The sequence below is a fragment of the Pleurocapsa minor HA4230-MV1 genome, from assembly GCA_019359095.1.
Taxonomy (GTDB): domain Bacteria; phylum Cyanobacteriota; class Cyanobacteriia; order Cyanobacteriales; family Xenococcaceae; genus Waterburya; species Waterburya minor.
In genome coordinates, this window is sequence record JAHHHZ010000001.1 from 44,153 (window position 1) to 68,584 (window position 24,432).

The 24,432-nt window shown below is 36.3% G+C and carries 23 protein-coding genes; 12 read left to right on the top strand and 11 right to left on the bottom strand.

Going from position 1 to position 24,432, the window contains the following annotated elements; all coding sequences use genetic code 11:
* Nucleotides 1-2: 2 nt before the first annotated feature.
* The 4 genes from KME09_00200 to KME09_00215 are packed head-to-tail and all read right to left on the bottom strand — an operon-like array spanning nucleotide 3 to nucleotide 5,549.
* The gene (locus KME09_00200; GenBank protein ID MBW4532340.1) at nucleotides 3-998 is read right to left on the bottom strand and encodes a hypothetical protein; all 996 of its coding nucleotides are present in this window, start codon (nucleotides 996-998) and stop codon (nucleotides 3-5) included.
* Nucleotides 995-4,177, bottom strand: coding sequence for a hypothetical protein (locus KME09_00205; protein ID MBW4532341.1), 3,183 nt, complete (start codon nucleotides 4,175-4,177; stop codon nucleotides 995-997). Before KME09_00205 ends, KME09_00200 begins: the two co-directional genes overlap by 4 nt.
* Nucleotides 4,174-4,716, bottom strand: a complete 543-nt coding sequence (locus KME09_00210; protein MBW4532342.1) for a hypothetical protein — start codon at nucleotides 4,714-4,716, stop codon at nucleotides 4,174-4,176. Before KME09_00210 ends, KME09_00205 begins: the two co-directional genes overlap by 4 nt.
* Nucleotides 4,716-5,549: a hypothetical protein gene (locus KME09_00215; GenBank protein MBW4532343.1), complete on the bottom strand. Its 834-nt coding sequence runs from the start codon at nucleotides 5,547-5,549 to the stop codon at nucleotides 4,716-4,718. The genes KME09_00210 and KME09_00215 overlap by 1 nt, the downstream gene beginning before the upstream one ends.
* A 431-nt stretch (nucleotides 5,550-5,980) precedes the next feature.
* On the opposite strand from KME09_00215, the gene KME09_00220 reads away from it, so the two are divergent.
* The 4 genes from KME09_00220 to KME09_00235 all read left to right on the top strand — a co-directional run bounded on the left by KME09_00220 (nucleotide 5,981) and on the right by KME09_00235 (nucleotide 9,587).
* Nucleotides 5,981-6,280, top strand: a complete 300-nt coding sequence (locus tag KME09_00220; GenBank protein MBW4532344.1) for a hypothetical protein — start codon at nucleotides 5,981-5,983, stop codon at nucleotides 6,278-6,280.
* 8 nt (nucleotides 6,281-6,288) lie between these two features.
* Nucleotides 6,289-7,161, top strand: coding sequence for a hypothetical protein (locus tag KME09_00225; GenBank protein ID MBW4532345.1), 873 nt, complete (start codon nucleotides 6,289-6,291; stop codon nucleotides 7,159-7,161).
* 5 nt (nucleotides 7,162-7,166) lie between these two features.
* A complete protein-coding gene (locus KME09_00230) occupies nucleotides 7,167-7,931 on the top strand; it encodes a hypothetical protein (GenBank protein ID MBW4532346.1) in 765 nt (254 codons plus the stop codon).
* Nucleotides 7,932-8,000: 69 nt separating this feature from the next.
* Nucleotides 8,001-9,587: an AAA family ATPase gene (locus KME09_00235; protein ID MBW4532347.1), complete on the top strand. Its 1,587-nt coding sequence runs from the start codon at nucleotides 8,001-8,003 to the stop codon at nucleotides 9,585-9,587.
* Between the two features lie 20 nt (nucleotides 9,588-9,607).
* Here KME09_00235 and KME09_00240 read toward each other — a convergent pair whose 3' ends face one another.
* Nucleotides 9,608-9,802: a hypothetical protein gene (locus tag KME09_00240; GenBank protein MBW4532348.1), complete on the bottom strand. Its 195-nt coding sequence runs from the start codon at nucleotides 9,800-9,802 to the stop codon at nucleotides 9,608-9,610.
* Between the two features lie 78 nt (nucleotides 9,803-9,880).
* Here KME09_00240 and KME09_00245 point away from each other — a divergent pair, with 78 nt between their 5' ends.
* The 5 genes from KME09_00245 to KME09_00265 all read left to right on the top strand — a co-directional run bounded on the left by KME09_00245 (nucleotide 9,881) and on the right by KME09_00265 (nucleotide 17,816).
* Nucleotides 9,881-12,130 (top strand): CHAT domain-containing protein, encoded by a 2,250-nt coding sequence (locus KME09_00245; GenBank protein MBW4532349.1) that lies wholly within the window; start codon nucleotides 9,881-9,883, stop codon nucleotides 12,128-12,130.
* Nucleotides 12,131-12,583: 453 nt separating this feature from the next.
* On the top strand, nucleotides 12,584-13,432 hold the full coding sequence (locus KME09_00250) for a substrate-binding domain-containing protein (protein ID MBW4532350.1): 849 nt from the start codon (nucleotides 12,584-12,586) through the stop codon (nucleotides 13,430-13,432).
* A 31-nt stretch (nucleotides 13,433-13,463) separates the two neighbouring features.
* Nucleotides 13,464-14,195 carry a hypothetical protein gene (locus tag KME09_00255; GenBank protein MBW4532351.1) on the top strand — a complete coding sequence of 244 codons (732 nt, stop codon included), beginning with the start codon at nucleotides 13,464-13,466 and terminating at the stop codon, nucleotides 14,193-14,195.
* A gap of 19 nt (nucleotides 14,196-14,214) precedes the next feature.
* Nucleotides 14,215-15,819: a DEAD/DEAH box helicase gene (locus tag KME09_00260; protein ID MBW4532352.1), complete on the top strand. Its 1,605-nt coding sequence runs from the start codon at nucleotides 14,215-14,217 to the stop codon at nucleotides 15,817-15,819.
* Nucleotides 15,820-16,532: 713 nt separating this feature from the next.
* Nucleotides 16,533-17,816 carry a hypothetical protein gene (locus tag KME09_00265; GenBank protein ID MBW4532353.1) on the top strand — a complete coding sequence of 428 codons (1,284 nt, stop codon included), beginning with the start codon at nucleotides 16,533-16,535 and terminating at the stop codon, nucleotides 17,814-17,816.
* Here KME09_00265 and KME09_00270 read toward each other — a convergent pair.
* Nucleotides 17,808-18,965, bottom strand: a complete 1,158-nt coding sequence (locus KME09_00270) for a relaxase/mobilization nuclease domain-containing protein (GenBank protein ID MBW4532354.1) — start codon at nucleotides 18,963-18,965, stop codon at nucleotides 17,808-17,810. The two genes, KME09_00265 and KME09_00270, sit on opposite strands and share 9 nt — an antisense overlap.
* Complete coding sequence (locus tag KME09_00275; GenBank protein ID MBW4532355.1) at nucleotides 18,955-19,335, bottom strand: MobC family plasmid mobilization relaxosome protein; 381 nt, start codon at nucleotides 19,333-19,335, stop codon at nucleotides 18,955-18,957. The genes KME09_00270 and KME09_00275 overlap by 11 nt, the downstream gene beginning before the upstream one ends.
* A 471-nt stretch (nucleotides 19,336-19,806) precedes the next feature.
* Between KME09_00275 and KME09_00280 the strand changes: the two genes are divergently transcribed.
* From KME09_00280 to KME09_00290, 3 genes are all read left to right on the top strand, one after another.
* Nucleotides 19,807-21,096: a ParM/StbA family protein gene (locus tag KME09_00280; GenBank protein MBW4532356.1), complete on the top strand. Its 1,290-nt coding sequence runs from the start codon at nucleotides 19,807-19,809 to the stop codon at nucleotides 21,094-21,096.
* A 14-nt stretch (nucleotides 21,097-21,110) separates the two neighbouring features.
* Nucleotides 21,111-21,497, top strand: a complete 387-nt coding sequence (locus tag KME09_00285) for a hypothetical protein (protein MBW4532357.1) — start codon at nucleotides 21,111-21,113, stop codon at nucleotides 21,495-21,497.
* Nucleotides 21,498-21,991: 494 nt separating this feature from the next.
* On the top strand, nucleotides 21,992-22,702 hold the full coding sequence (locus KME09_00290) for a hypothetical protein (protein MBW4532358.1): 711 nt from the start codon (nucleotides 21,992-21,994) through the stop codon (nucleotides 22,700-22,702).
* 190 nt (nucleotides 22,703-22,892) lie between these two features.
* Here the strand turns inward: KME09_00290 and KME09_00295 are convergent, their stop codons facing one another.
* From KME09_00295 to KME09_00310, 4 genes are all read right to left on the bottom strand, one after another.
* Nucleotides 22,893-23,387 carry a hypothetical protein gene (locus KME09_00295; GenBank protein ID MBW4532359.1) on the bottom strand — a complete coding sequence of 165 codons (495 nt, stop codon included), beginning with the start codon at nucleotides 23,385-23,387 and terminating at the stop codon, nucleotides 22,893-22,895.
* The gene (locus KME09_00300) at nucleotides 23,384-23,743 is read right to left on the bottom strand and encodes a hypothetical protein (GenBank protein ID MBW4532360.1); all 360 of its coding nucleotides are present in this window, start codon (nucleotides 23,741-23,743) and stop codon (nucleotides 23,384-23,386) included. The genes KME09_00295 and KME09_00300 overlap by 4 nt, the downstream gene beginning before the upstream one ends.
* Nucleotides 23,744-23,911: 168 nt before the next feature.
* Nucleotides 23,912-24,127 carry a hypothetical protein gene (locus KME09_00305; GenBank protein MBW4532361.1) on the bottom strand — a complete coding sequence of 72 codons (216 nt, stop codon included), beginning with the start codon at nucleotides 24,125-24,127 and terminating at the stop codon, nucleotides 23,912-23,914.
* Nucleotides 24,128-24,235: 108 nt separating this feature from the next.
* On the bottom strand, nucleotides 24,236-24,432 hold a 197-nt coding region (locus KME09_00310; protein MBW4532362.1), incomplete at its 5' end, for a helix-turn-helix domain-containing protein.

Below are 24,432 nucleotides of genomic sequence, written 5' to 3' on the forward strand. Positions count from 1 at the left end.
TATTACTTATTACCTGGTATGGTTATTAAGAAAAATGAGTTTTCAGCAGCGCTTGAAGCTGCTGTCGAAGCTCTTTCTTCACGGGTATTTGACTCTGAAATTTCTCTTAGGTTTTCAGATTCGAGCTGTAACCCTAAACTGCGGTCTATCTTCGCATCTTGCATCTCTGAAATAGTAATCGCAGCCGTCTGTTGCTCGATTGCATTTTGGTTGGATAAATTTCGCAAAAGATTTTGGGAAACATCCTGATTGGTGCTGTCTTTTGCAATGTTGATTGATTGCTCAGCCGCAGCATTAGCAGCGTCAATTTTAAGATTAATTTTGGACTGACCTGCCAGGGACAAAGCGCTATTTTCAGAGTATCCTTGGGTTAAATCTCTTAAATATTGCTGGTAGAGTTTGTATCGGCTATTATAAGTAGTCTCAGTTTGAGTGCCTAAAATATCGTCAAATTTAGAAAGATTAGGATCTTCATTGAAGAGAACACGGGCTTGTTGTACGTTAGGAATTCCCAAGTCTCCTGTTTCTACTTCCTGCCCATCACCGAAGCTTAAAAAGGTTTTGAGATCGCCAACAATTACTGATAAGTCTTGATTTATTGAAGTGATAAAATCCCCAGCTCCCAAATTGTCAAGTACAAAATTAACTAAAGCATTTTTAGCCTTATCTTTAAGAGAATCGATCGCTTGGCTGGAATCGAATTTAGGATCTACGGATAAATTGCCATCTCTAAGTTCGACGTTTGGCTCTAAAACAACTCCATCCTCTCCGCCAATGCGAGTAGCTGGATTTAATTTAAATTCTGGATTGGCATTAAGGTCAACATTATTTTCATTAACTTCAAGATCGACATTTGGGTCAATATTAGGTTGAGTATCATTAACTTCAACATCTATATTATCAAGATTCGATTGCGCCCAAACGGGTAGGCTACATAGTACTTCGCCTATTAATAAGATAAGTATTAGTATTGATTTGAAATATCTGTATTTATTCATGAGGCTTTCAATCCTATTTTAGTTAAAGGAGAACCTGAAATTAATGCGTAGCGAAATTCTTGGCTAAATTGTCCTAATGCTACTAATTTTCCTGAATTAGTATTTGGGTATTGTGCGAATACTCTTTCTCTCGCCGCTCGTTCATCTGGGCTATTTGCTAACACGCCCAATTGAAGACTTGAAGGAAAATATAGGCATTTCCATTGGCGATCGTCACGGCACAAAAGCCATTGAGAATACATCTGTTGTGGATTAGCTGTAAAAGTTTCTGAGGCGGCTTGACGAATTAAATGTGAAGGTACTCCTACGACATCACGGTATCTTTCAGCCGAACCACTATTGGTTTTACCGATTAGCCAATAGTCTGTATTGGTAATAATTTGGCTGCTGACGGTAGAGTCAGCGATTTTAGCTATCGAGTCAATATCTTGACCGATAATTAATACGGACTGACCTTGTTTTCTGCCTGTGGCAAACCTCTGACCGACAACTTTGGCAAATCCAGCTTCTCCTAACAAAACTGAACACTCATCCATCACAAATAAACTTTTTGGAGATTCTAAAGCTGCATTGAGACAGGCCATTTGGCTGACTAGGGCCATGACGAGAGAATTATTTTTATTAGTCAATCCTGATAAAGCAAAAAATGTCATTTGTGGGGATGGTGGCAGATCCGACGGTCTACTGATAGCTCTACCGATATTAGGATCTAGTATTTTGGCTCCAATTTGATTGTTAATCTGATTAATAGCACGTTCGTCAATTTCCTTGCAGTCAGTCAGACCTAATTTTTCCTTTGAACAAAAGAAAAGTAAATCTTCAAGGACTGGAATGTTTTGCCATTGGGAAGATTGCCATCCATGATCGAAAGCTTCGTTGTAGCGGTCGATAATCGATCGATCGTGGAAAAAAGTATTAAGCAATCTCAACATTACTGAATCCACTCTTTCATGCAATTCTTGATCTGCGATTTGACCCATTGCCATGGCAATCAACACTTCACGTAAAGAGTTTTTCCAAATTCTTAAGCGCTCTACCTGTGTTTCTGCGTCAAAATTGCTTAAATCTGGGGGCTGAATGACGTTGAATGAACGTTTGAGAATGTTGACGTAAGAACCTTGTTCTCCCAATAATTGGGTTACTGCTTCAAAGGTCGATTCTCCAGCATTAGACATATCCATGCCCACTACTTTTATTCCTTGTGCTAAAGCCTGTTTAATTATCCCAAAAGATAGGATAGATTTACCTGACCCAGACTTACCCGTGATAATTGCTCGCTCATTATTCTTGAATAAATCAATGTATAAAGGATATCCCCCTTCTTTATTAATTAGTTCCAGGCCATTTTGATGAATATTTTGTGGTTTAGTTAAGGGCAAGATTCCTCTGACAGATATAGTATCCAGTTTTGTTCTTCTTTCGCTTAAGGTTTCAATCGCGGTCGATCTGAGTAGCTGTAGATTATTGATCGGTAAAGTTTCTAGCCACAATTTCCAGCAGACATTCTTTTCCCGCTTAAACTTTGCTGGACTAAAGGAGTTTATAAGGCGAGTACAAGCACGATCTAATTCTTCAAGGTTTTGACGATAAACTAGCAAAGTAACTGCTGAAAAAACTAGTTCCGCACCCTGATGTAATCTCGCTTGAGCTTCGATTGCTTCGTCTTGTTGAAGAGTGGCGGCTACATCGATTCCAGCCCCTTCCTCAATTGCGGCAGCGTTAGATGCGGTACTCTGTTTAGAAATTTTGATTAAATCATCATGAGCTTGCCTTTTGTCGCCATTAGAGATTTGCACAAATATTTCTGTGTCCCTAACTGTTAAATCGCTTATTCTTGACCAAACCCAATTAAGCTGATCTCTTGGATCTTCCCACCCATCTGGAGTTCCGCCTTTATCTAAACTGGCTACAGCAACCAGTTCGTTATTAACAGCTACTACATCTCTACGTTCGTAATGCTGAGGACAACTTTCTTTTCCCCTTTCTCCCGCTAATAGGATAGAAAGCGTATCTGTAGGGTTTTGAGGGTCGGATACTTTGATTTGATAGTCAAATTCTGACCCGATTTTTTTGACTTTAATAATTTGAGGTATGGTCGGAGCTGGACCACTATTAAAGCGATACCACAGTAGTTCTTCCCAAATTTCTTGTGGGTTAAGAGGGCGTAATTTTAAACCTCCTTTAGTCCCAAGAGTAGTTTTCCAGGGATAATAAGAGTTAGCGTAAATTTCATTTGCTAATTGGACATAAATATTTCGTAGATGGTGATCTGTTGTCCCAGCAAAACTTTGCGCCTTTGAGTTAAATGATTGTTGTAGCGAATGAGTAATTTTGCTTAGGAAATCGCTTTTATCGCGCATATCTTGTCTTTCGCGAGTCCAAGTAGCAAACGCATACTGGCTCCACTCTTGTCTTAGACCTTTGGTAGTAATTTCTTCGACTCGCAGTTCTTCTCCTAAAAGCAGTAAATCTATTAAAGGCAATTTACTTTGGCGACGGAGTTCCCGCAATTGATTAATCCGCTTTCTAGTTTTACTTCTACAACCTAAAAACAGAGTTAAGCTTTCTGCAAAAGGAATATCTTTTAGCGCTTCGCTTAAGGCTTGGGCATGAGAATCAACTTCAGCATCATATAGTTCGGGATGAATTCCATCCAAGGCAAATGGTATATTTGCCGACCATTTACCATGAGGATCGCATTTGAGCAGAATTGCAAATTTATCTTCACCAAATTCCAGCTCCATGATTCCATGAAGATCGCTCTCGACTTGAAATGCAACGATTTTTTGTTTTTTCCCCCCAGTTGTATTAGTTGTTTGGGATTGGGATTTAGGTTGTCGTTTCAATTTCATTTGACGCTCAAAAGATCCTTCAGTTGCAGGTACAAAATAACTATGTAAATTAAAATAACCTTTACCTGGCAAGGGCCAAAATTGATCGGTGAACTCATAACTGTTTTTTCCAGCTAGCAGAAGCCAAATAATAGATAGCCAGATTGAGGTCAACCCCCACCAAAAAGTCTTTAAACCTAAAAGCATATCGAAAATAACGTAACAAATTGCCGAAATTGCAGCAATTGGAGTTAGCTGTTCGTAGGTTAAAAAGAAAAATTTTGGTTTATCGTCCAAAGTACGAATAACTTTAATATAGTCTTCTTTGCTTTTTAAAGAATTCTTCACACAGTATTACCTCCAAGAATTACGGTCGAGATAACCTGAATTCCAAGCACGGTAAAAAAAGTAATGCAAAAAGATTTGACGACGTTACTAACATCATTACCATGCGTGGCACCCCATGCCGCCGCCGCCGCCATAGTAGCTAAACCTAAAATTACGACAATCCGAATAAATGACCAAAAGCTTTTAACGGCGTTGGCATCTATCCCATCTGGACCACCAGAGCTAACAATCTGTGATGTCGCTGTTTCAAGCGCCTTAAAAAGTGCAGCCGAGTGGGCTGCGCTTTGATAAGATAAACAAAAAGTAACGGCTAAAGCAAAAATAATACTATATTTCCAGCTAAGTTCGATCTTGAAAAGATGATTGATTACAAATGTGGTAAGAGCCGAAACTGCTATCGAAATTAAAAAGATAGCGAAAATCATCGGCTCTGTATAAACGAAGTACGCTAAGACTACAGCTATTAGCCGAATAACCATATCTCTAGATTTTGAGTCTAGAGGTAATGAAGTGAGAAAACTATTACCAATTATATTCATCAGATTTTTTGTTGCAAATTATTTTGAATTTCTTTTACCCTTTGGATTGGTTGTTTTTGCTTCCAGGCAACAAAGTTTTTTAAATTCGTGATAGAAATCTCATTTTTCTCAATCTCTACCAGCCCATTGCTATGAATTTTTGCTTTGTAAACATTCAATCCATTCCGATCTTTTCCTGTAATTGATAAAATATTATGTTGAGAAAAAAAACTTTTAAATTCATAAAAACTTTCTTCAAATTTATCTAAATTAAATTTCCAAAATATTTTATCTTGAGTTTTAAATCCTTCTAGTAAATGTTCGGCTAATAAATTACCAGATTGTTGTTTTACCAGACTTTTCTTGTCTTTTGGCAATTTATTAATGTAATCAATATCTTGATTAGTTAAATCATTTTTAAGCATTTGCCATTGCTCGTTATGTTTGGCTACCGCATGATAACGATCGCCAATTTTGATTTCACGAGCTTCTGCGGTATTAGATATAACAACCTTTCCCCATCGTTTACTCTCTACCAAATATGAATTAGATTCTGAGTGTTTGTTTAACTCGTCTAATACTTTAAAATATCTATGAAAATGACTATAGATTTCCTCCGCAGCTTGAGAATCTTCAATAGAATTTTGCAATTTAGCCCCAGGTTTGAAAGCAGCCGATCCAATCTTTCCAATTCCCGATACCGATTTAATTCCCAGTGAAATAAGATCTAGACCATCAATTTGTGAGCTATTCGATTTAATCTCATCGGCAAAACGATCTAATCGATCGAATGACTCTGCTGCCTCATCCGCGAGTAAATTGCCAATTTTTTTTTTTGGTTTTTGGGAACTCAATTCACCATTTGTTTCGCGTTTTGCGCTAAATACGATTGAATTAGCTTATAACAATTAAATATTAAAAATCAATAATGACAATTTTTAAAAATACACTTAAAAATTATGATTTAAAATTTTGTAATGTAGTATATTTTTAGCAAAAGAAAATATTATTTTGTTATTTAACGGGTAAAAATGTAATATCATATTACACTCGAAAAAATACCTGTATTTTTGCTTTCATGCGTATATTTTGGCTTAAATACACGTATTTTTGCTTTAAAAAAAGTTTACAAAGGCTCTTATGTCGTTGAGTCAATCTGAAAATTTACGTGTATAATTTGACTATAGCGCATCAATTTAAGTGCTAAAAGCTTTCATACATGCATTAGTTACAACGTTATTTCGTTTCAACATGTAAACAGACTAATAAAATCTGATAGATATTTATGATGCCAGAAGAAGAATGTAATAGCACTAGTAGCACTGACTATATTCAAATAAACTACAAAGGTGATACGGATGAAGGAAAAATAATTAACTACTTTAGACGCAATCATGCAAAGCGAAGTCAATTTGTAAGAAACTGGATTGTTAACTGTTTTGCATATCCATATTCCGTAGAACAGGGCGCTGAACCCATCCAAAGAATACAAGCTTGTATGGAATCAAAAGCCAATTTAGAGAAACAATTAGAGCAGGTAAAAGCCGATTTATACAGAGAAATCAACCGAAAAGAAGATAATTAAATGTTCTAATGAAACATCCAAATAAGACAGATGAAATTAAGATCGAGAACGAAGGTCAAACTGCTACTTCGTCTAATACTAACAGTATCTACATTGTAGGTGGAGAAAAAGGTGGAGTAGGTAAATCTTTTTTTTCACGATGCCTAATAGAATATTTTATTGCTAAGAATTGGAGTAATTTATTTACATTCGTTGAAGCCGATCAAAGTATAGACGACATTATTCCTTTGTATCGAAACTTTTGTACTGACTCGATCGCGATCCAGTTCTCGGATAATAAATATGACCAAGACCAAGCGGATAAAATCCTGACACAAGTTAGTAAAAAAACGGTTTTACTCAATCTACCCTCTAATATCTCTAGTATGTTTGATGCTTGGGTAGAAAGATCTGGTTTGACTACTCTCGAATTCAAAGAATACTGTAGTAATATAGTATACTTTTTCGTGACAGATGGATGTTCACAAAGTGTAGAGAGATTTTTAGCTCAACTAAAGAAATATCCCGCACAGAGTCTTTATCATTGTTTGGTATTCAATCCAGGTCGATGTACCTCTGGTGGAGATTTTCGATATTTAGAAAATTCGTGTCCTGAGTTACTAAAAGCTATTTTAGATAACCAGATTCCTATATTAAAGCTACCTGAGATGACTCCATCACAGCAATTTTCTTGCGATCGCCAGAAAATTCCTTATGTCGAGCTTAAAGAATCAAATGATTTTCGCACTAAAAGAAATGGCACGGTTCTAATAGACAAACTTGAAAAACTTTTCAATCCTTTATTCGATCTAAACCTATCTTCCGTAGAAGGTTTGGCTAAAATCGTTGAAGAACAGAAAGTTCATCGCGAGTCAAAATCACTTCAATATTTGTATGGCTGAGCAAGATGGAAAAAGAAGAAAGATTAGAAGAAGCAAAGCAATTAAAGGAGGATCTTTCGTTTCTCAACGGCACGCTGCTGGACGAATTTTTAATGCACAAGCCAAAAGAAGTTCAACGGCGAGTCCGTAAAACTGTAGAAATCTGGAAAATCGATCACAACGATCCATTTTTTTTAATTTTGCTTCAATGTGGAATTACTCAGATATTATATGAACTTTTTCCGAATGAAATTCACCAAGCTTTCGACCACGGTAGAAGAGAATTAGTTAAAGTCATTGAAGAGTCAAAAGCCGAATTTTTGACAGATTTAACAAATCTAGTCGAACAGCAAGAAAGGTTAGCGTTAAATATTTCAACGGCAAAAATTAATACAGAGATTCACAAGATTCTCAAAGAAATTAACCACAATCAAGGGGAGACATCTTTTACAGTTAGCAAGAAATACTCATTCCTAAAAAAAGCATCTTGTCTGATTGCCTTATGTTCTTTCGGCGTGGGATTTTTTGTTAATGAGACGGCGATCGCCAAAGAGCGACAGCAAAATATAGCCAGACATGATCGAGAAACTCTTAAATGGGCTAAGAGCAAGGAAGGTAAAGTAGCCAAAAATATTATTAGCTGGAATGACGATCTGGTAGATGGCAGTTGTAAAGATAAAGTTAATTCATTGGGTCTTAGTTTTCAACTCGGTAATACCAAGACGACTTCTGGCTTCTGTGTAGTTTTTGTCGAGCCAGTTGAGCGAAGAGAAACTGGAGAACTAAATTGACGCACCCCAGCCTGAAGGGGACGCGAAGCTAATCCTTTAGGACGGGGTTTCAGACCCATTTATTAAACGATGAAAGCGAATTGGTCAGATTTACCAAAATATAAAATAGCAGCGATTCAATTTAATTTAATCGATCGTTCTTACCTAATCTTAGAAATTGCTAAACAATACTCCGATCCTAGCAATATATATTTTTGGAATCCAAGTTATGATTACTTACAAAAAGCCGAAATAATTGAAAATGCCGTCAATTTTCATAATACTAATTATTGTGTTGAGGAGAAAATTACGGCAGTCGGAGAGAAAATTAGTAGCCCTGGAATCCTAATTTTTGAAGGTTCGGGAAAAATTAATTCCAAGTTAAATTACGAATTAAGAAACTACTATTTTCAAACAGAAGCAAAGCATCAAATAATCTTAATAGATTCAACGGTTTCAATTCCTCTTGAGCTATACGCCATGATCGCCGTGTTAGAGCTGGGAATTCCAGACCATGAATATATTAATTTATTGATCGAACCATCAACCGATGATTCGATCGCTCGATCTTTAGTTCGAGCCTGTTATGGTCTGCCCAGAGGGGAGATAGAATTGCTACTTAAAAATCATCTGCCCTCAAAGTCTTTAGTCGAAAACATTACTGATTTTAAAACGCATAAATTAGCTGCAAAAGGACTAAAAATAGTTCCCAAGCCAGATGTTTTTGCTGGGGGGCTAGATTTACTCGATCGAGATTTAGAGAAGATCGAGAAACTATTTACTCAAGAGGCAAAAAATAGAAATCTCAGACCGCCAAAAGGTTGTTGTTTATGGGGTTTGCCTGGTACTGGTAAATCTCTAGTCGCCAAGATGATGAGCATCAAACTAAATGCGACTTTGATCGCCTGTGACTGGAACCAATTGATTGATAATAACTTGACCCAATCTTTAACTAATTTAGAGTATGTCTTAGAGGTGGTCGATGGTATTGGAAACTGCATTCTATTTTTTGATGAGTTTGAAAAAGCCTTCGCAGGGTGGAATTCTAATAGCAACGGTGGAATCTTAGCTAAAATGGCTGGAAAGCTTCTGACTTGGATGCAAGATCATGAATCTCCTTCGATTATGTTAGCAACAATAAATCATCTTGATATGTTGCCACCAGAGCTAATTAGGCGATTCAACTATATCTGGTTTTTCCCTTCTGATATGCATGATGGAGCGCAGTGGGAAATTTTCCAGCTTCATTTGGCGAAACATTTTCCAGGATTTCACGAGCAGCTTACGGATACTCAATGGCGGACATTATTTACGCATTATCGTGGTTGTTCCCCAGCAGAGATTGCTGGAGCAGTAGAACGGAGTCATCACGAAATTTTCCATAAAGAACTTCACCATGATCTGACCCCTGAAATTCTCTTAGAAGAACTTTACGCAGAACGGACAAAATTTAAACCTGCTGCTACTAATAAAACCATTTCAAATGCTTTAGCCAAGATTCTAATGGAGGCTGACTTTGCCAGACCTGTAAGGGGAATAGACACGAGTAGATTCGCCCGACTACCTAGAGAATTATTTGAGAAAGATCCCGATCCCGACAAGTCAAAAGTTGGCTATGACGAGTACGAAGAATTGTATCACAAACTCGTTCGAGTATCGGGTCAAGCTTTTTTGTGAAGTTGATACGACAGTTTATTTTAATCGATTGTCTTCTGTTGATTAGGCTGTTCTCTGGGAACATTCAGAGGGTGATCGATTAAAAATCCAAATATTAAAAAAAAGATAGACCAGAAGGAAACCACAATTATCAATTTAATTACCGCTACATTGGCATGGTACTGGGCAATTTCTTTAGTTACGGAATCAGCAATATCTTGATTTTTGTTTTTCATTTTCCAAGATAATTTAATCTTTTTTGATACTTAAGCATAATGTTTTAAGATAGCATCTTATCAATGTATGTAAAAACAATGAATTTTAAAATTAATTTAGTAACGTTATTAATATTAACAACGATGGTTACGACTGAGAAATCGATTTTAGCAGAAAATAGAGGCGCTGGTGCTACTACTGGCGATTTTTCTTGGCAAAAAGGCAAACCGATTGAAGCTATTGATTTGTGGCATGAAGAAGCCAAGTTATTCCATCAAGAAAATAAACGTAATTTGGAATTAGAGACAATTCTCAAGATTTCTCAAGGCTATACTCAACTTGGGCAATTTCGTCTGGCACTCTTGGAACTAGAGAAAGCTAAGAAATTTCCTGGGCTAAACTCTAACACAAAAGCTTTAATTAAATTGGGAATCGGCAACGCTCAAAGCGGCAACGGGAACTATAAATCTGCTTTGATCGCATATCAAGATAGTTTAAACAAGAAAGTATCCTTAATTACTCTAAATAACTTAGTTAAAACTCTGCGAGAGCTAAAAACATCGGTATTATTAGAGGCTGAAGAAATTATTAGGGCTAAAGATTCAAAAGACTATTATTCTCTTGCTAAAAGTTATGAATTACAGGCTAACGTTTATGCCGAGCGAGCGCTAATTTTAAGTAAGCAAGAAAACTCACTGGCTGCTGTGTCTGCTTTAGTTGAATGGAGTAAACTGGAACAAAACACTTTAAGCTTACATCAATTAGCTAAAGGTCAGGAAACCCTAAATAAACTCCCTCCATCTAAGCAGCTAGTCTATGTGTTAATTAACTGGGCAGGAGTAGATAATGATAGATCGGTATACTGGCTAGGCAAAGCCGATGCGATCGCCAAATCATATAAAGACCCTCAGCTCGAAAGTTACGTACTTCTCGAATTAGCCTATTTTTATCAAAAAAAGGCTAATTTAACTCTAGCATTAGATTATGCTAAAGAAGCCGAACTAAAAGCAAGCTCGACCTTAACTTCAGAAAGTTATTATCGTTCGCAAAAGTTAATAGCGGACATTTATCAGGCACGAGGTCTGAAGGAGCTTGCGCTTGAAAAGTATAAAAATACAATCGACACAATTGACGTTCTAATAAAAACAGTTTCTTCTAGTAGTCCAAGCCGCGTAGTTAAGTTCAACAAAGAAATTCAGCCAATATATGAAGATACTTTAAAAATTATTTTAGAGCAGCCTGAATTATCTTCTCTTAGAGACGCTATTGTAATTTCCGATCGACTGCGCTTGTTGCAACTCAACAACTATTTTGGCGAAGACTGTTTTGAAATAGAAAAGCAGCAGTTAAGCAATAGTTCCCGTATTAAAAAAAATATGGCGATTCTAAATTCTATTGTATTACATGACAAAGTATATTTTATTTTACGATTGCCCGATGGTAGGATAATAAAAAGCGAAAAAATGATTTCTAAGTCCGAATTGTATGAATCTGCTAAAAAGTGGCGCGCTGAATTAAACACTTCATACTCTTGGAGGTTCCGCCACCATTCAAGATATTTCTATGATTTGATCGTAAAACCTTTTGAAGCAGAACTAGCATCGGTACAAGAAAAAGAAAAAGTCTTGGTTTTTATTCACGACGGAATTTTGCGTAATTTGCCGATGGCTGCACTCTTTGATGGCAAAAATTATCTAGTCGAGAAGTGGGCGATTAGTTCCTCAATTGGCTTAAAAATGACAATTGAGCCATCTAAAGTTTTTTCAAAACCAACAGCATTGGTCTTTGGTCTTAGTAGTCCTAAAAAAGCAGGCTGGTCGACAATACCAAGCGTAGACCAAGAAGTTAAGAAGGTTGGAGAATTAATAAATTCTAACCAATATTTAGATAGTAATTTTACAGAAAAAAACTTATCAGAGCAGTTAAAGCAGAAATCATATTCTGTATTGCATTTAGCTACACATGGATATTTTGGCGGTACAGCAAAAACGTCTTACATATTAGCTTATGATAAAAAAATATCGGTTCCTGAATTAGAGTTTTTGCTAGAGAATAGTGTGAATGCGCCAAATTTGCTCGTGTTAAGCGCTTGCGAAACGGCTTTAGGCAGTAAGTTTTCAGTTCTTGGTTTGGCTGGTGTTGCTGCCAAAAGTGGTGTTAGCTCGACGTTAGGGACATTGTGGCAAGTTGCCGATGCAGACCAAAAAGAAATGATAAATAATTTCTATACCAATCTTAATGATGATTTGTCAAATAAGGCGGTCGCTTTACAAAAAGCTCAAGTTAAACAAATTAGACAATTAGCTCATCCACAAAAATGGGCTGCTTTAAACTTAATTGGTAATTAGTATGGATTTCAGAATTATTTTATACTTATCTATTTTGCTTCTGCTCATGGAAGCTTTTTGACAGATATATTTCATCAATATTTGCGAAATTTTCCTATATCCAAGCTTGAAGCTATAGAAGCAGTAATCTTTTACAAATATTGATGGTTGAAGTACAGCCTAAAATCAAATTTCTCAATTTGCTAAATTTAACTTCCCGAAAAATTTTCTTTCTCACAAAAGCTAGAATTAAAGATGAAGCATCAAAATAATTCTTTTATAAAGGGACGCAGACGACCTAGAAATCATCTAAACAATCTAAAAACATCACGGCATTTCAATTCTTCATTCAAAAAGAGAGTTATTTTTTGTTTAAATTATTTCCGAAAACAAGATCGACAGGGATTAAATAAACTATCTAACGCTTTTAGCGTAATAGTCTTAGGTATTGTTTGTCTCTTATGGAGCGGCTATTTGTATTCGTCTATAAAAGAAAAAGCAACTGCCCCTAAAGCAGCATCAACTTCTGTTACGGGAATATTTAATTACGCTGGTTCGCCTATATATTCGGCGCTTATCGCTTCAGGTATAAACACACCACTACGAAATTTAAACCCCAAATTTGAGGTAAGATACACCAAGCCTCTCAACAATGATTTTAGTACAGACTACGCGATCGCTCAATTAATTGAAGGCGAATTAAGTTTTGTCTATACCGATCGACCCTTAAACGATAGAGAGTATCGAAGAGCAAATTTACGCTCTTTGAATTTAGAACAAGTTGCTTTAGGAATTGATGGCATTGTGGTATTTGGCAATAACTCTCTGCCCGTATCAAAGCTTAACCGAAACCAAGTCAGAGAAATTTTTGCAGGAAAAATAACCAACTGGAGTCAAATCGACCCGCAAATTGACTTGCCAATTACACCAATAGCAATCAAAAACGAAAAGGTTGAAGGAATAGAAATAACGTCGGCAAATATAAAGTATGCTGAAAATCATACTTTGGCTTTAAGAAAACTAATTGGCACTCCTGGAGCAATCTGTTTTGCTTCCGCCTCTTTAGTTCAAAATCAGCAGCTAGTTAAAGTGCTTGCTTTAGCAGATGGCGACTCGACAAACTATATTAGTCCGAAGGTTGATGGTAAAATCAACCTAAGAGCATTTCAGGACGGAAGTTATCCTTTAACTAGAAGAATTTTTCTTATTTATCGTCAAGATGGCAGTAGCGACCAAAAAGCAGCTAAATATTATGCAAATTATCTTAAATCTCCAGATATACAAGAAATAATTGAAAAATCAGGATTTGTCTCAATTTATTAATAACTAAAAATATAATTAATCGATCGGCACAATGATTTTAGTTCATAAAGATAAAAAAGTTAAGAAATATAAGAAGGCTAAAGCTAGCGAAATTCCTTTTGTCGTATGGTTACTGGAGAATCCCCAAAGTACTATTAGTTTACCTGGAAGAATTTCTCTCGAAGATCACGACTATTTGCATTTGTTATTGGATTGCGATATGTCTTCAGCAGGAGAAGCATTTGTAATTGGCTCCTGTATGGGAAGCGATCCTGATACAAAAAAAATTCATATTCTAATTTTTAAATTTTTCGCCAAATATGTTTATCCTCAAGCTTACAGGTTGAGTAAGGAAGACCTGGCTAAGTTCGATCGTGGATTTAGCTATGGAAAATACCTGTATTGTAAAAATAAAATAGCATTAAACACAATAAAGTCTTTTGATTGCCAAAAAAAATATTCTGTAGAACAAATACGAAGCTATCTAGAGATAAATTTAGAAGAGCAAAGAAATATAATGTCAGATGAAAATAATACAAAACCGAACAAAAAACATTTAATTAAAGCTTTAAGAATTTCTAGTAGTATTTGTGCAATTTTAGGCGGGTTTTTAGTCGCTTCTAAATTAACTATTAGTGGTTATGGATTTATTATTTTAGCCCTTAGTTCCAGCCAGCTTTTGATTTCCTCCATTTTAGATCGGGACAAATTTTTAGTTTTTTATTCGGCGGCAGTCTTTTTGTTTGTCGATCTTTATGGAATATATCGCTGGTTGCTTGCTTAACTAAACGCTACGTACTGATGTGACGTACTCCCGTCATGTCAAATCAAAGATTACAGCTCCTCAAACTCCCCGAAAGTTAAAAGAAAAACCAATTGTGTTTACCCTCAGACCGTATCAACAACAGGTGGTTAGCGATACATATGCCTATATTCGCCAGGGAGAAAAAAAAATTTTAATTTTTGCTCCTACTGGTGCGGGAAAAACAGTTATAATTACAAAAGTAGTATTTGACGCTTCAAGTCGGGCTAAAAAAGTTTTGTTTGTAGTTCATAGAGAAATTCTGATCGAGCAAACCGCCAAGAAATTTGCGGCGGTAGGTTTAGAATGTGGGTTTATTAAAGCTGGCTGGCCAAAAAACATCGATGCAGGAGTGCAAATCGCTTCGGTACAGACACTTCCAAAGCGAGATAGCTGGAAACTGCTAAAATTCGATCTTGTTATTTTTGATGAATGTCATTTAGTAGCCTTTAGCAAGATTTGCCAGGAGATCAGGGAGAAATTGTTGCCAGAGGCAATTTATTTGGGATTAACCGCGACACCTTGGCGATTATCAAAACGAGAATCCTTGGGTGATGTTTATTCGGCGTTAGTATGTGCGCCAATGCCTAAAATACTTATTGAATCGAGCTTTTTGGTTAAGCCTTCTTACTTTGGTTTGAGCTTTAATATCGAACTTGACAATGTAAATCTGGTCAATGGAGATTACGATCTAAATCAACTAAGTGTTTCTTGCGATCGCCCCGAATTAATCGAGCAAATTTGTCAAACTTGGTGCAAGTTAGCTCAAACACGACCGACAATTGCCTTTGCTGTTAAAGTTGCTCATGCTAATAATATCGCTAAAGCTTTTTCCCAGCTAGGTGTTTCGGCAAATGTAGTTAGTGGGACTACGCCAATTTCAGTTAGGAATGAGCTATATCGAAAGCTGGCTGACGGCGAACTAAAAATTTTGGTATCCTGTAATGCCTTAAGCGAGGGTTTTGACGTTCCTCAAGTTAGCTGCGTTATCTTAGCTCGTCCAACAAAATCAAAGGCTCTTTATTTTCAGCAGGTAGGTAGGGGTTTACGGCTGGCACAAAATAAAGACGACTGCCTCGTGCTAGATCAATCTGGTAACGTCTTAGAACACGGTTTTGTTGAAGATTTGGAAGAAGTAACTCTTGAAACTTCAAAGGCTAATAATACCAAGAATAAAAAAGGTAAGCCCCCTTTAAAAATTTGTCCTTTAGAAGCAGGCGGTTGTGGGATTTATGTTGCTTCAGTAGTTCTTAAATGCCCTCAATGCCAATACAATTTCGACTTAGCCAAGCTAGTTACTAATTTAAATTCTGGCCGCCTAATTTCACAGTGCGATCTTGCTCGGATGGAAAAATATCGCTCTTTATTGAGAGAAGGTTATCAAAATAACTTCGCTCCTAGCTGGGCTGCGGTTAAGTTTCGCGATGAGTTTGGCTTTTTCCCTCCCTTCGACTGGGCTAAAAGTGCAATTTTTAATGATAATCAAGAGGCATTTGCTGTTTACAATAGTTATCTGTCAAAAACCGCCTGTCGACTTAATAAGGATCTAAATTGGATTCAAAAATATCTCAATATGGAATTTGGTTGGTCAGGTTCCCCGCCTTGAAAAGCGCACCCCCGACGGCGAGGTTTCCCGTCGGAACAAGCTGGAGTCGAACTTATTCAAAACTCCAGCTTGCAAGCCGACGCAGTTTCCTCGTCGCCATGTCGCGGGAGCAAGAAGGCGGGGCTTGCCCTAAAGGGTTAGCTTCGCGTCAGCTCGCAAGCTCGCGTCCCTGACCGTTGTTAAATTTGTCGTCAAATAAACTGCTAATTTTTGTAAACAATAGTTTTTAATATACATATATATCACTACGATCTAATTGAGTAAAAGTGCAGCATACACGAAAAGGTGTATTAGGATTTAGGGCTACTAGGTTACTGAAATATTCTATCTGTAAACGTCGTCTTCACTATGTCAGGAGCAATTGCCCCTGCATGATAAAATCAATCACCCGACGCTTCCTAAAAGGAAGCGCGGGCTTGCTAAATTCAGTTGACAAATAAGGATTGCACTAGTGCGCGTCGCGTTTTACAAGACAGTCTGTTGCGGGGTTCCACCCCGTTAAAGCGAAGCAGCGCGGTCTTGGGGGTTTCCACCCAACTAAGCGGCGCAAGCCCCATGAGCGACTGCTTCAAGAAGGAACTGTCGAGGGCGGGTGTGAAGATTCAGATTGCAACTGACCTTTAAGTCAAAATTCGCGACTGACACTGACCTATCGGTACAGTGCCAGCCTTCTTTTGACTTAAAGGTAAAAGATTATTTACTGTGAGAGTAAAATGCTAGAAGATTTATCAAATAACAACGAAACAATAAATAGTTTATATACAAATACAAGCGTATTTGATAATGGAGTAAGCGAATCAGTTTTTAATAATCTTTTTCAAAGTAATGCGATGCCGAAGGCTGGGCAGAGCCCAATCGCCCTACCCGAGAATAATGCAGCAGTTGAGTCGGGAAATGAAAACGGTGTTAACTCAGAAGATTTAACGGCAAATGAAACGGTCAGTCAAGATGGAGTAATTAATGATTCGGGGGAGGGATCGAGTAATGCAATCATCTCACCTAATAATGGTGAGGCGACAGCAACACCTGAAAACAACGGTAAGATAATTAATGTTGAGAGTGATTATGGGGGAGATTTAAACAGTGCGATCGCCTCGGCTAATAGTGGTGATGTAGTGGAGCTAGGAAACAAAACCTATTCAGCTTCGGGAGTTACTATCGATAAAGACATTACACTTAATGGTCAAGAAAGTACAGTAATCGATGGTGGTGGCTCATGGGATCCTATTTTAAACATAACTCAAAATGCTGATGGCGCAACGATCCAAAACTTAGAATTAACCAACGCTAACAATGGCATTAACGGTTATGGCGCTTCAAATCTAACTTTACAAAATTTAGATATTAATAATATTGGTATCAGCCAACCAAATAAAGATGGGCAAAATAACACTGGCATAAATCTATCTACAGCAGACGGGGTTCAGATTCTTAATTCCAATATTAGTAACGTGGGCAGAAAAGGTATTGGTGTTGGCGACACCAACGGCGGAACAGTTAGTGGTGTTACGGTAAATGGTGTCAATTTGGCTGCTCAACATCCTCAAAATCATGATGCTGCTGGGGTTAAATTTTTTAATACTACCAATGTTACAATCAAAGATAGCAATTTTTCTCACATTAACGCCCATGCTATTTGGAACGATACTACCACTGGCACGACGATTGAGAATAATAACGTCCAAGATGTAGGAAGTGATTTTATTGCTCCAGGCTTCAATACTGAAGTAGGAAGTATCTACGGTATTTACAACGAAAAAAGTCCAAATTCAAAGGTTAGTAACAATAATGTCACTGCTCTTGATGGATTTACAGCTTTCAATGCCACAGAATTCACTACTCAAACACAGTCTCTTGGCGACAACAACTTTTCCAGCCAGGAGCTTAATACCACGGATTATTATGTCAACGAAGAGGCTGAAAAGCTTGTTGCTACGACTGAAAATCCAGCCGAGGCTAATTTTGATTTGTTTGCAGCCGATTATAATTCACAATAAAGTTTGTCTGTGTCTGGGTGATTGGAAAGCCTGGTGATTTTGTTTTAATTTGGCAGTTACCTGTTGCCAGTACTTTAAATCAGCCTCTTTGAGTAGAGGTTTATTTTCTTCGATTAGAGGGATTTTCTGTGGTTCAAATTTTCCGTCTTGGTATTTAACAGTTAATATTAGTGTATTATCTTTTCTAAACAAAGAGAGTGTACGTAAATTTTGCTCCCAAGAAATACGATAGTTATCAGTCACGGGATTACTGTTTCTTGTTTTATTAATTAAATCCTTTAAAATAGGCGCAATAATTAAGCTACGCTCTTCCTGTTGTAGATGAGCCATCTCTAGCTTAGTTTTTTGGGCTGGTTTTCTCTTGCTAGCCACTAGCAGCGCTTCGCGATCGCGAAGCATGTCAAAGCTGACTTGTAGGTATTTTTGCATACCATGAAAGGTATAGGCTTGACCCAAATGCGCTCCGCTGATAGCTACTCCACCAAGTTCAAAACTTAGACCCCTAATTTCTTCTGTTTGAGTAAAGCTAACTTGGGCATTAATGCCTTTGCTTTTAAGCCGATTAACTAACTCTGGCATAGTCACTGGCTCTTTAGTTAAAGCATCAATTGTCTGCTGCAATTTGAGTCTGATGCTTTGTTCTCCAGTACGCTCAATTAACTTGATCTCGCCTGTTGTCTGTCCTCGTTTGAGTTTAGCTTTAAATGAAATTGTTGGTATAAGTTGATATTTTTGCTCTAGTTCCCTAACTATTTTTTCGCTTCTTAGATAATCCCAGCTATCAGTGACCGTTGTACCATCTGTAATTCTTATACGACTAGCTACCAAATGAATATGATCGTGGTCCTTGTCAGTATGACGATATACCACGTACTGACAACCCGTAAAGCCCATTTTTTTCAAATATTCCGCAGCGATCGCTCTCCAAGTATCGTCTTTTAAATGTTCTGATTTTGGTAGAGATAAACTGGAGTGGAAAACAACCTTTTTTAGATTTGGGTTTAATTGTTTGGCGATCGCAAATTCAGCGGACATGACGCTTGGAGTATTTCCCGCCATATTTCCACCGAGGATATAACTACCTTCTTTTTCTTGCAAATATTCTAATACTCCACGAAAGTTTTTACCTTTAATTTGTTTAGCAATCATCGTTTGAAGTACTTGCTATACCTATAGTTTCTAGTCTAATTTTTTGAAGTTGGGATTTTAATTTTTCCAATTCTGCTTGTAACTCTATACAAATCTCATCAAACGTGATTCCTCTTTGTTGATAGCTGTAAATAGTTTTAGCTATTTGGTTAATGTTGTTACCAATTTGTCCCAGCTCGATATATGTAGCACGATTTATTTCAGGCATCTTTGCTGGACTGGAGATAGTTGCATTTAGTCCAGCGACTCGTAAATACTCGCTCAATTTTAGATTGGCCTCATCAGCTTTTATTTGCAAAATCTGACGTTCTGATGGTGACAATCGTAGTGGATAATTTTTACGGCTTTCTTTTTGCTTCGATCTAGACATTTTTTAAGTTAAAGTTTTTTTATCCTGCTGTTAATCGAATATTTTCGCAATGCAAAAACATAGCTAGCTCTTATGCAAAAACAATAATATTCATATATTTTATCAACAAAAGGTGAAATAAAAATAAGCTGGATATCCGAGCAATTATTGTCAATCCTTCGTTAGTTCTTCGTTAGTTCTTCGTTAGTTCTTCGTCAGCTTGTGTTTAGAATAATTAAATAATTGCTGATTATTTAGTAGATATTCGAGCGATTATTGTCAATCCTTCGTTAGTTCTTCGTCAGTTCTTCGTCAGTTCTTCGTCAGTTCTTTGTTAGTACATAATTATTATTTTATCATTTTGAAAGATTACAACAAAATACATCTGTATTTTGTTTTTCTGCTCGTAATTGTTTTATTATTTAGTGGTGCTGAACTAAATGCATATGTTAAAAAAAGGCACTAAGCAGAAATTTTACTAGTATTAAGAATATGCCTGATTTATACGTCTGTGTCGATCCAGGTGGCAGTCAAACAAAAATTGTTTATCAGTTGGAAGATACAACAAGCCATGAATATTGTTTAATGTCTCCTGAAGTCGAGGAAATTTCTAAGGCAGAATTAAATCTGTATTTTGAAACAAGAGGCTGGGGTGGAGATCCTATTGCAGCCCAGCAAGCCTGGGTAGAAGTTCAAAAAAAAGTAGTTGTAGTTGGAGCTTTTTCATCAAAATTCGATCCCCAAGATCGTTTGAACGAATTGAAATATGAAAATGCCTTGTTTAAGGTTTTAGCTGCTATTGGAGTAATAAGAGAGCGTCACAATTTAACAAAAAAAAAGCTTTCTTTATATTTGGCAGTCTTGCTTCCTGCCGACGAATATACCGATCGCGTTCGGTTTCGTGAAAAGCTGACAGAATTTTTATCAGCTTTTAAATTTAGAGATAAAGAGTTACGAGTGAAGTTAGAATATTTTATTTGCCGTCCTGAAGGGGCAGGGTTAATTTCAATTGCAACAAATAGCAATGGATTGAAATGGTATCAAAGAAATCGACTTGGAGTTTTAATGTTGGGTCACAGAAACGTTTCAGTAATCATATCCAATCATGGGTCAATTGAAACTATTGAAAGTCCTCAAATTGGTTTTTCTGGGTTTTTGGACACTGTAGTAAAAGAGACTTCTGGTTTAGAACGAAATAGACTAGCTGAGGCTATCTTCCAAAGCTTAGATGAGGCTCAAAATTCTATTTACTCTTATTTCTATGATAGAAAAATAAGCTTTGAGAAAATTCACTGCACAATTCATCCTTGCTGGAGAGAGTTTCCATCGATTCAAAATTTGGCTTCTGCTAAAGACTCACAATTGCGCCAACAGGAAATTGAAGATATTGTTTCGGTAATAGAGAGAGTTACGAAAGAATACTGGAAAAAAGTATCTAAATGGTTAGACCGAACTTCTTTGAAGAAATTGGATTCTGTTATTGTTTCAGGTGGTGCGGCTCGTTTTTTTGAACCCGAACTAGAACAATATTTTAATTGTGAGCCTATTCATGACTGCAATTCTTCAAATTCTGACCATGATTACAATTTATATTTTAAAAATTACCGAACGGATAGATATCAAGCACGAAACTCAAAGCATGATTTTACTCCGATAATGTGGGGGGCAGGTTTGCAAACAAAAATAGAAGATATTTTTGAATTAAATAGAAATAGGGAATCTTTAGGTTATAGGTTGGTAGACTCTTACGGTCTATTTCTTCAATTAATTAATAAACAATAAAATTATCTAGTTCAATGAGTAAATCTGCAAATAAAGAATATTCGAGTTTATCAATTCGGTTTAAAAAAGAATCGACAACTATGATTGGTCAAGTGATTGGCTGGCTAAATTCATTAGAAAATGATGAAAGGCGATTAAAAATAGAACAAGCGTTAATTATGGCATATCTTTCAATATCCAAGTTTGATTCACAAGCAAGCGACACTGAAATAAATCGCGCATATTGGGAGAGTGATAATTTATGGAATTTTCACCAATTTAACCTTCGACAACTTCTAAATATATCACTACAAGAAAATGTAAAGACATCTAGTTCAAAGGTTGATAATCAAGATTTTTTTGATTCTAAAAATGTTTTTGAAGAAAATGTTAGTTATCACGATCCTTTTGGTGAAAATTAAAATTAGGTTATTTTACTTTAACTCGAAAATTAACAATATCTTAGTTACTTTATGAAATTAGAAAAAATATTATCTCAGTTATATTCCTCAAGTCCTTAATAGCCCTGTTTACGAAAAAGTTGAGCCTTTCGGCTCTTGTTGTTGTTATTATAGAATATATTTATTTAGTTAGAGATAACGTTTGGCTTCACCCATAAAAAAACTCCTTTAAATCTCTAGTTTACTTGAGAAATTAAAGCGATCGCTTCGAATAGACGTTTTTTGGCGTATCGCTATAGGGAGTATATTTCACTCACTAATCACACGTTGAAAAACGAAATCTCCAGCTTTTAGCTGAACATTAAAGAACAAGGGATGAATTATAAAATTACATCTGACAGAATCGCCGATTATTAAAGCCTTGCTCCTTCAGCGATCGCCTCTTTACCTAGAGAATAAAAAGTTCCAGTTTTTTGACTTTTTTGATAATACTAACAATAAAAACTTTTGAGGGCATGTATAGAACTTTTATCATAACTATAGACAAGCCAGAAGCATTAATAAAATCTGGAATTGAGATAGTTAACAGCAGCAAAAATAACGTTTATCATGAAATTATAGTTAATCTTGACCATAGTTTTGTTAAAGAAGCCGTACATTCAGTTGAATCAGATCCTACTTTGACAATTCCTGAATTTCTTTATGGATTGGGCTGCACTTGGCTGTATGAAATAACTTTTGCTAAAAATACTGATAAAATAATTATTCCCAATGATTTTAATGACCTTCTGGAATTAAAAAAAAGGTTAATTGCCAAACTACTTTTGGTGCGAACAACTCACAGTAAATGCACGAATAATAAAAGAAGGGGTGAAATTGAAAAAAAAGTTATTTCTCCTTTAAAAACTAAAATAGAATTAGTCAGCACTATTATTTTGCAGCGTAAAGCAAAATTTAGGAACACAAGGGAGATTTTTGCTCGAAAAGAGAATGCTGTTCAAGTAAACAGTCTACTCAAAGATTTAGCCAAAAGTAAAAGCCCATATCCAATTTCAGGCAATCAGGAAGAAAAAATGTTATGGATTGTCAATAGATGGGGAGAAACTTTACATTTACTACATTCAATTTTATTAGAAGAAAGATCTTATTCTCAACAGGAGTTAGATTTAATTAAATCCGATTACAACAAAATTAGAAAGTTAGCTAAGAAAAGAGAAATTCTGTAATATCTGTTTGCCAATCTTCTTTAAGACTGGAGAAATTGTTATACTAATTTCCAAAAAAATTATTCAAATCGAACTTTTTCAAAATGGCTATTCAAACAACTAGCTTCACGTATTTCCTCTCCAGCGATCACACTTAAAAAAACTTCTTCGTTACTATTTAGTAGATCGATATAGCGTTACCACTCATATTTTATTCAATCCGAATGCGACCCCATAAAGAGACAAAATCTTCTCCCAACCAAGACAAGACGCACACCAAATAATTTTCTTCTGGGAGCTTAACGACTAAATCTTTACTTTCTAAAAAATCAGCTATTAAGCGCTCGTCCTCGCTCAAACGTTCAAATATTCGGTGAGCTTCAGTTAACTTGTCGCACAAATCGTAAACACGGGTATCGCAGTTGTTCGCCATAATCTCTAATAAGGCAATCGTATTCGAGTTATTGAAAAATGTTAACGAGAAACAATTAGTCACCAAATTTTCTCGGCGATCGCGATCTTCAAACGTGCAGAAAGATTCAAATATTCTGGGAAATAAAGCGCATACTCGCTCGATATATTGATGCTCGTTTGTAAGCTCATAGTCGGAAGCAACTTCAATTAAATCTTCTATTTGTTCTAATAATCTTGGTAATAAATATACTAACCACTGATATCTCAATAAAAGATCGATAATAGTTATCATTTTTCAGCAAAACTTTTATTTTCATTTAATTTTTCTAAATCTTGGAAACTAAAATTAATAGTCCCTAAGAATTTGCCATTATGAGCAAAAAAGTCAGTAAAGACTATCTGATGCTCTAAATCTAGACGGCGACGAATTAAATATTCGGGTGTAGAATACTGGGAAATACGACCAGCTAGCAAATCCAGGTATTTTTTGGTATCCACGGTAACTGGAATTGCCTTTAAGGGAGGCACTTGTATATATTCGACAGTAAGAAGAGCAAAGATAGAAACAAGCATGGTTGATACTATCAATACCCAAAAATGTTTGTTTAATTTGTTTAAACGCCAGAGTTCGATCGGATTTGTTTTCATCTTTAATTTGTATCATCTCAGAAGCATTTACCTCAACCACACCAGAGTTTCCTCTGGAAATAGCAAGAGAAGAAACAGAACCTCCGTCCGAAATATTTAATTTGGAAGTATTTAAGTTGACATTTCCCGAATCACCTTTATCCAAACTTACAGAGTCCACTAACTTTTCTAGTCTAATTCAACTTCATGAAAGTTTAGCTCTTGAATGGTGTGACTCTCATAATCAATAGACTCATAGTAAATATGAGAGTCAAAACATATTCCACCTAAAATTTCGTTAATTTGGTTTTCTGCGTCATCTTCGTCTATAGCTTTGACCGCCACTTGTGCTTCAATTTGTACGACGGCATAATAATTCATTACTTTTTTGTGTTTTTGACTCATGATTTTTTCCTTTAATTAATGCACCTAAAGCTGGATCATCTTTTTGGGCTCTCCCAGATAGGCGATTGCATCTAAAACCGCGATCGCGACGAATGATATTTAATTAAATTAGATTTTGGGCAACAGAGAATCAGGTAAGTCATCAAAATCGCGCTTAACAGCTTGGCAAAACTTTTTAGTTTGGTCTAAAGTCATGGTCGGTTCGGCCAGCCCCTTTTCCCAACGGCGGACAGTAGATACTGCTATACCGATCTCTCTGGCCAACTGTTCTTGAGTCAGATTAGCATTACGTCTTAATTTTTTCA

What these genes read in the sequence shown, in the direction of transcription:
- KME09_00200 (MBW4532340.1), bottom strand. Translation starts at nt 998, where the DNA reads ATGAATAAATACAGATATTTCAAATCAATACTAATACTTATCTTATTA.
- KME09_00210 (MBW4532342.1), bottom strand. Translation starts at nt 4,716, where the DNA reads ATGAATATAATTGGTAATAGTTTTCTCACTTCATTACCTCTAGACTCA.
- KME09_00220 (MBW4532344.1), top strand. Translation starts at nt 5,981, where the DNA reads ATGATGCCAGAAGAAGAATGTAATAGCACTAGTAGCACTGACTATATT.
- KME09_00225 (MBW4532345.1), top strand. Translation starts at nt 6,289, where the DNA reads ATGAAACATCCAAATAAGACAGATGAAATTAAGATCGAGAACGAAGGT.
- KME09_00230 (MBW4532346.1), top strand. Translation starts at nt 7,167, where the DNA reads ATGGAAAAAGAAGAAAGATTAGAAGAAGCAAAGCAATTAAAGGAGGAT.
- KME09_00235 (MBW4532347.1), top strand. Translation starts at nt 8,001, where the DNA reads ATGAAAGCGAATTGGTCAGATTTACCAAAATATAAAATAGCAGCGATT.
- KME09_00240 (MBW4532348.1), bottom strand. Translation starts at nt 9,802, where the DNA reads ATGAAAAACAAAAATCAAGATATTGCTGATTCCGTAACTAAAGAAATT.
- KME09_00245 (MBW4532349.1), top strand. Translation starts at nt 9,881, where the DNA reads ATGAATTTTAAAATTAATTTAGTAACGTTATTAATATTAACAACGATG.
- KME09_00255 (MBW4532351.1), top strand. Translation starts at nt 13,464, where the DNA reads ATGATTTTAGTTCATAAAGATAAAAAAGTTAAGAAATATAAGAAGGCT.
- KME09_00265 (MBW4532353.1), top strand. Translation starts at nt 16,533, where the DNA reads ATGCTAGAAGATTTATCAAATAACAACGAAACAATAAATAGTTTATAT.
- KME09_00270 (MBW4532354.1), bottom strand. Translation starts at nt 18,965, where the DNA reads ATGATTGCTAAACAAATTAAAGGTAAAAACTTTCGTGGAGTATTAGAA.
- KME09_00275 (MBW4532355.1), bottom strand. Translation starts at nt 19,335, where the DNA reads ATGTCTAGATCGAAGCAAAAAGAAAGCCGTAAAAATTATCCACTACGA.
- KME09_00280 (MBW4532356.1), top strand. Translation starts at nt 19,807, where the DNA reads ATGCCTGATTTATACGTCTGTGTCGATCCAGGTGGCAGTCAAACAAAA.
- KME09_00285 (MBW4532357.1), top strand. Translation starts at nt 21,111, where the DNA reads ATGAGTAAATCTGCAAATAAAGAATATTCGAGTTTATCAATTCGGTTT.
- KME09_00290 (MBW4532358.1), top strand. Translation starts at nt 21,992, where the DNA reads ATGTATAGAACTTTTATCATAACTATAGACAAGCCAGAAGCATTAATA.
- KME09_00295 (MBW4532359.1), bottom strand. Translation starts at nt 23,387, where the DNA reads ATGATAACTATTATCGATCTTTTATTGAGATATCAGTGGTTAGTATAT.
- KME09_00300 (MBW4532360.1), bottom strand. Translation starts at nt 23,743, where the DNA reads ATGAAAACAAATCCGATCGAACTCTGGCGTTTAAACAAATTAAACAAA.
- KME09_00305 (MBW4532361.1), bottom strand. Translation starts at nt 24,127, where the DNA reads ATGAGTCAAAAACACAAAAAAGTAATGAATTATTATGCCGTCGTACAA.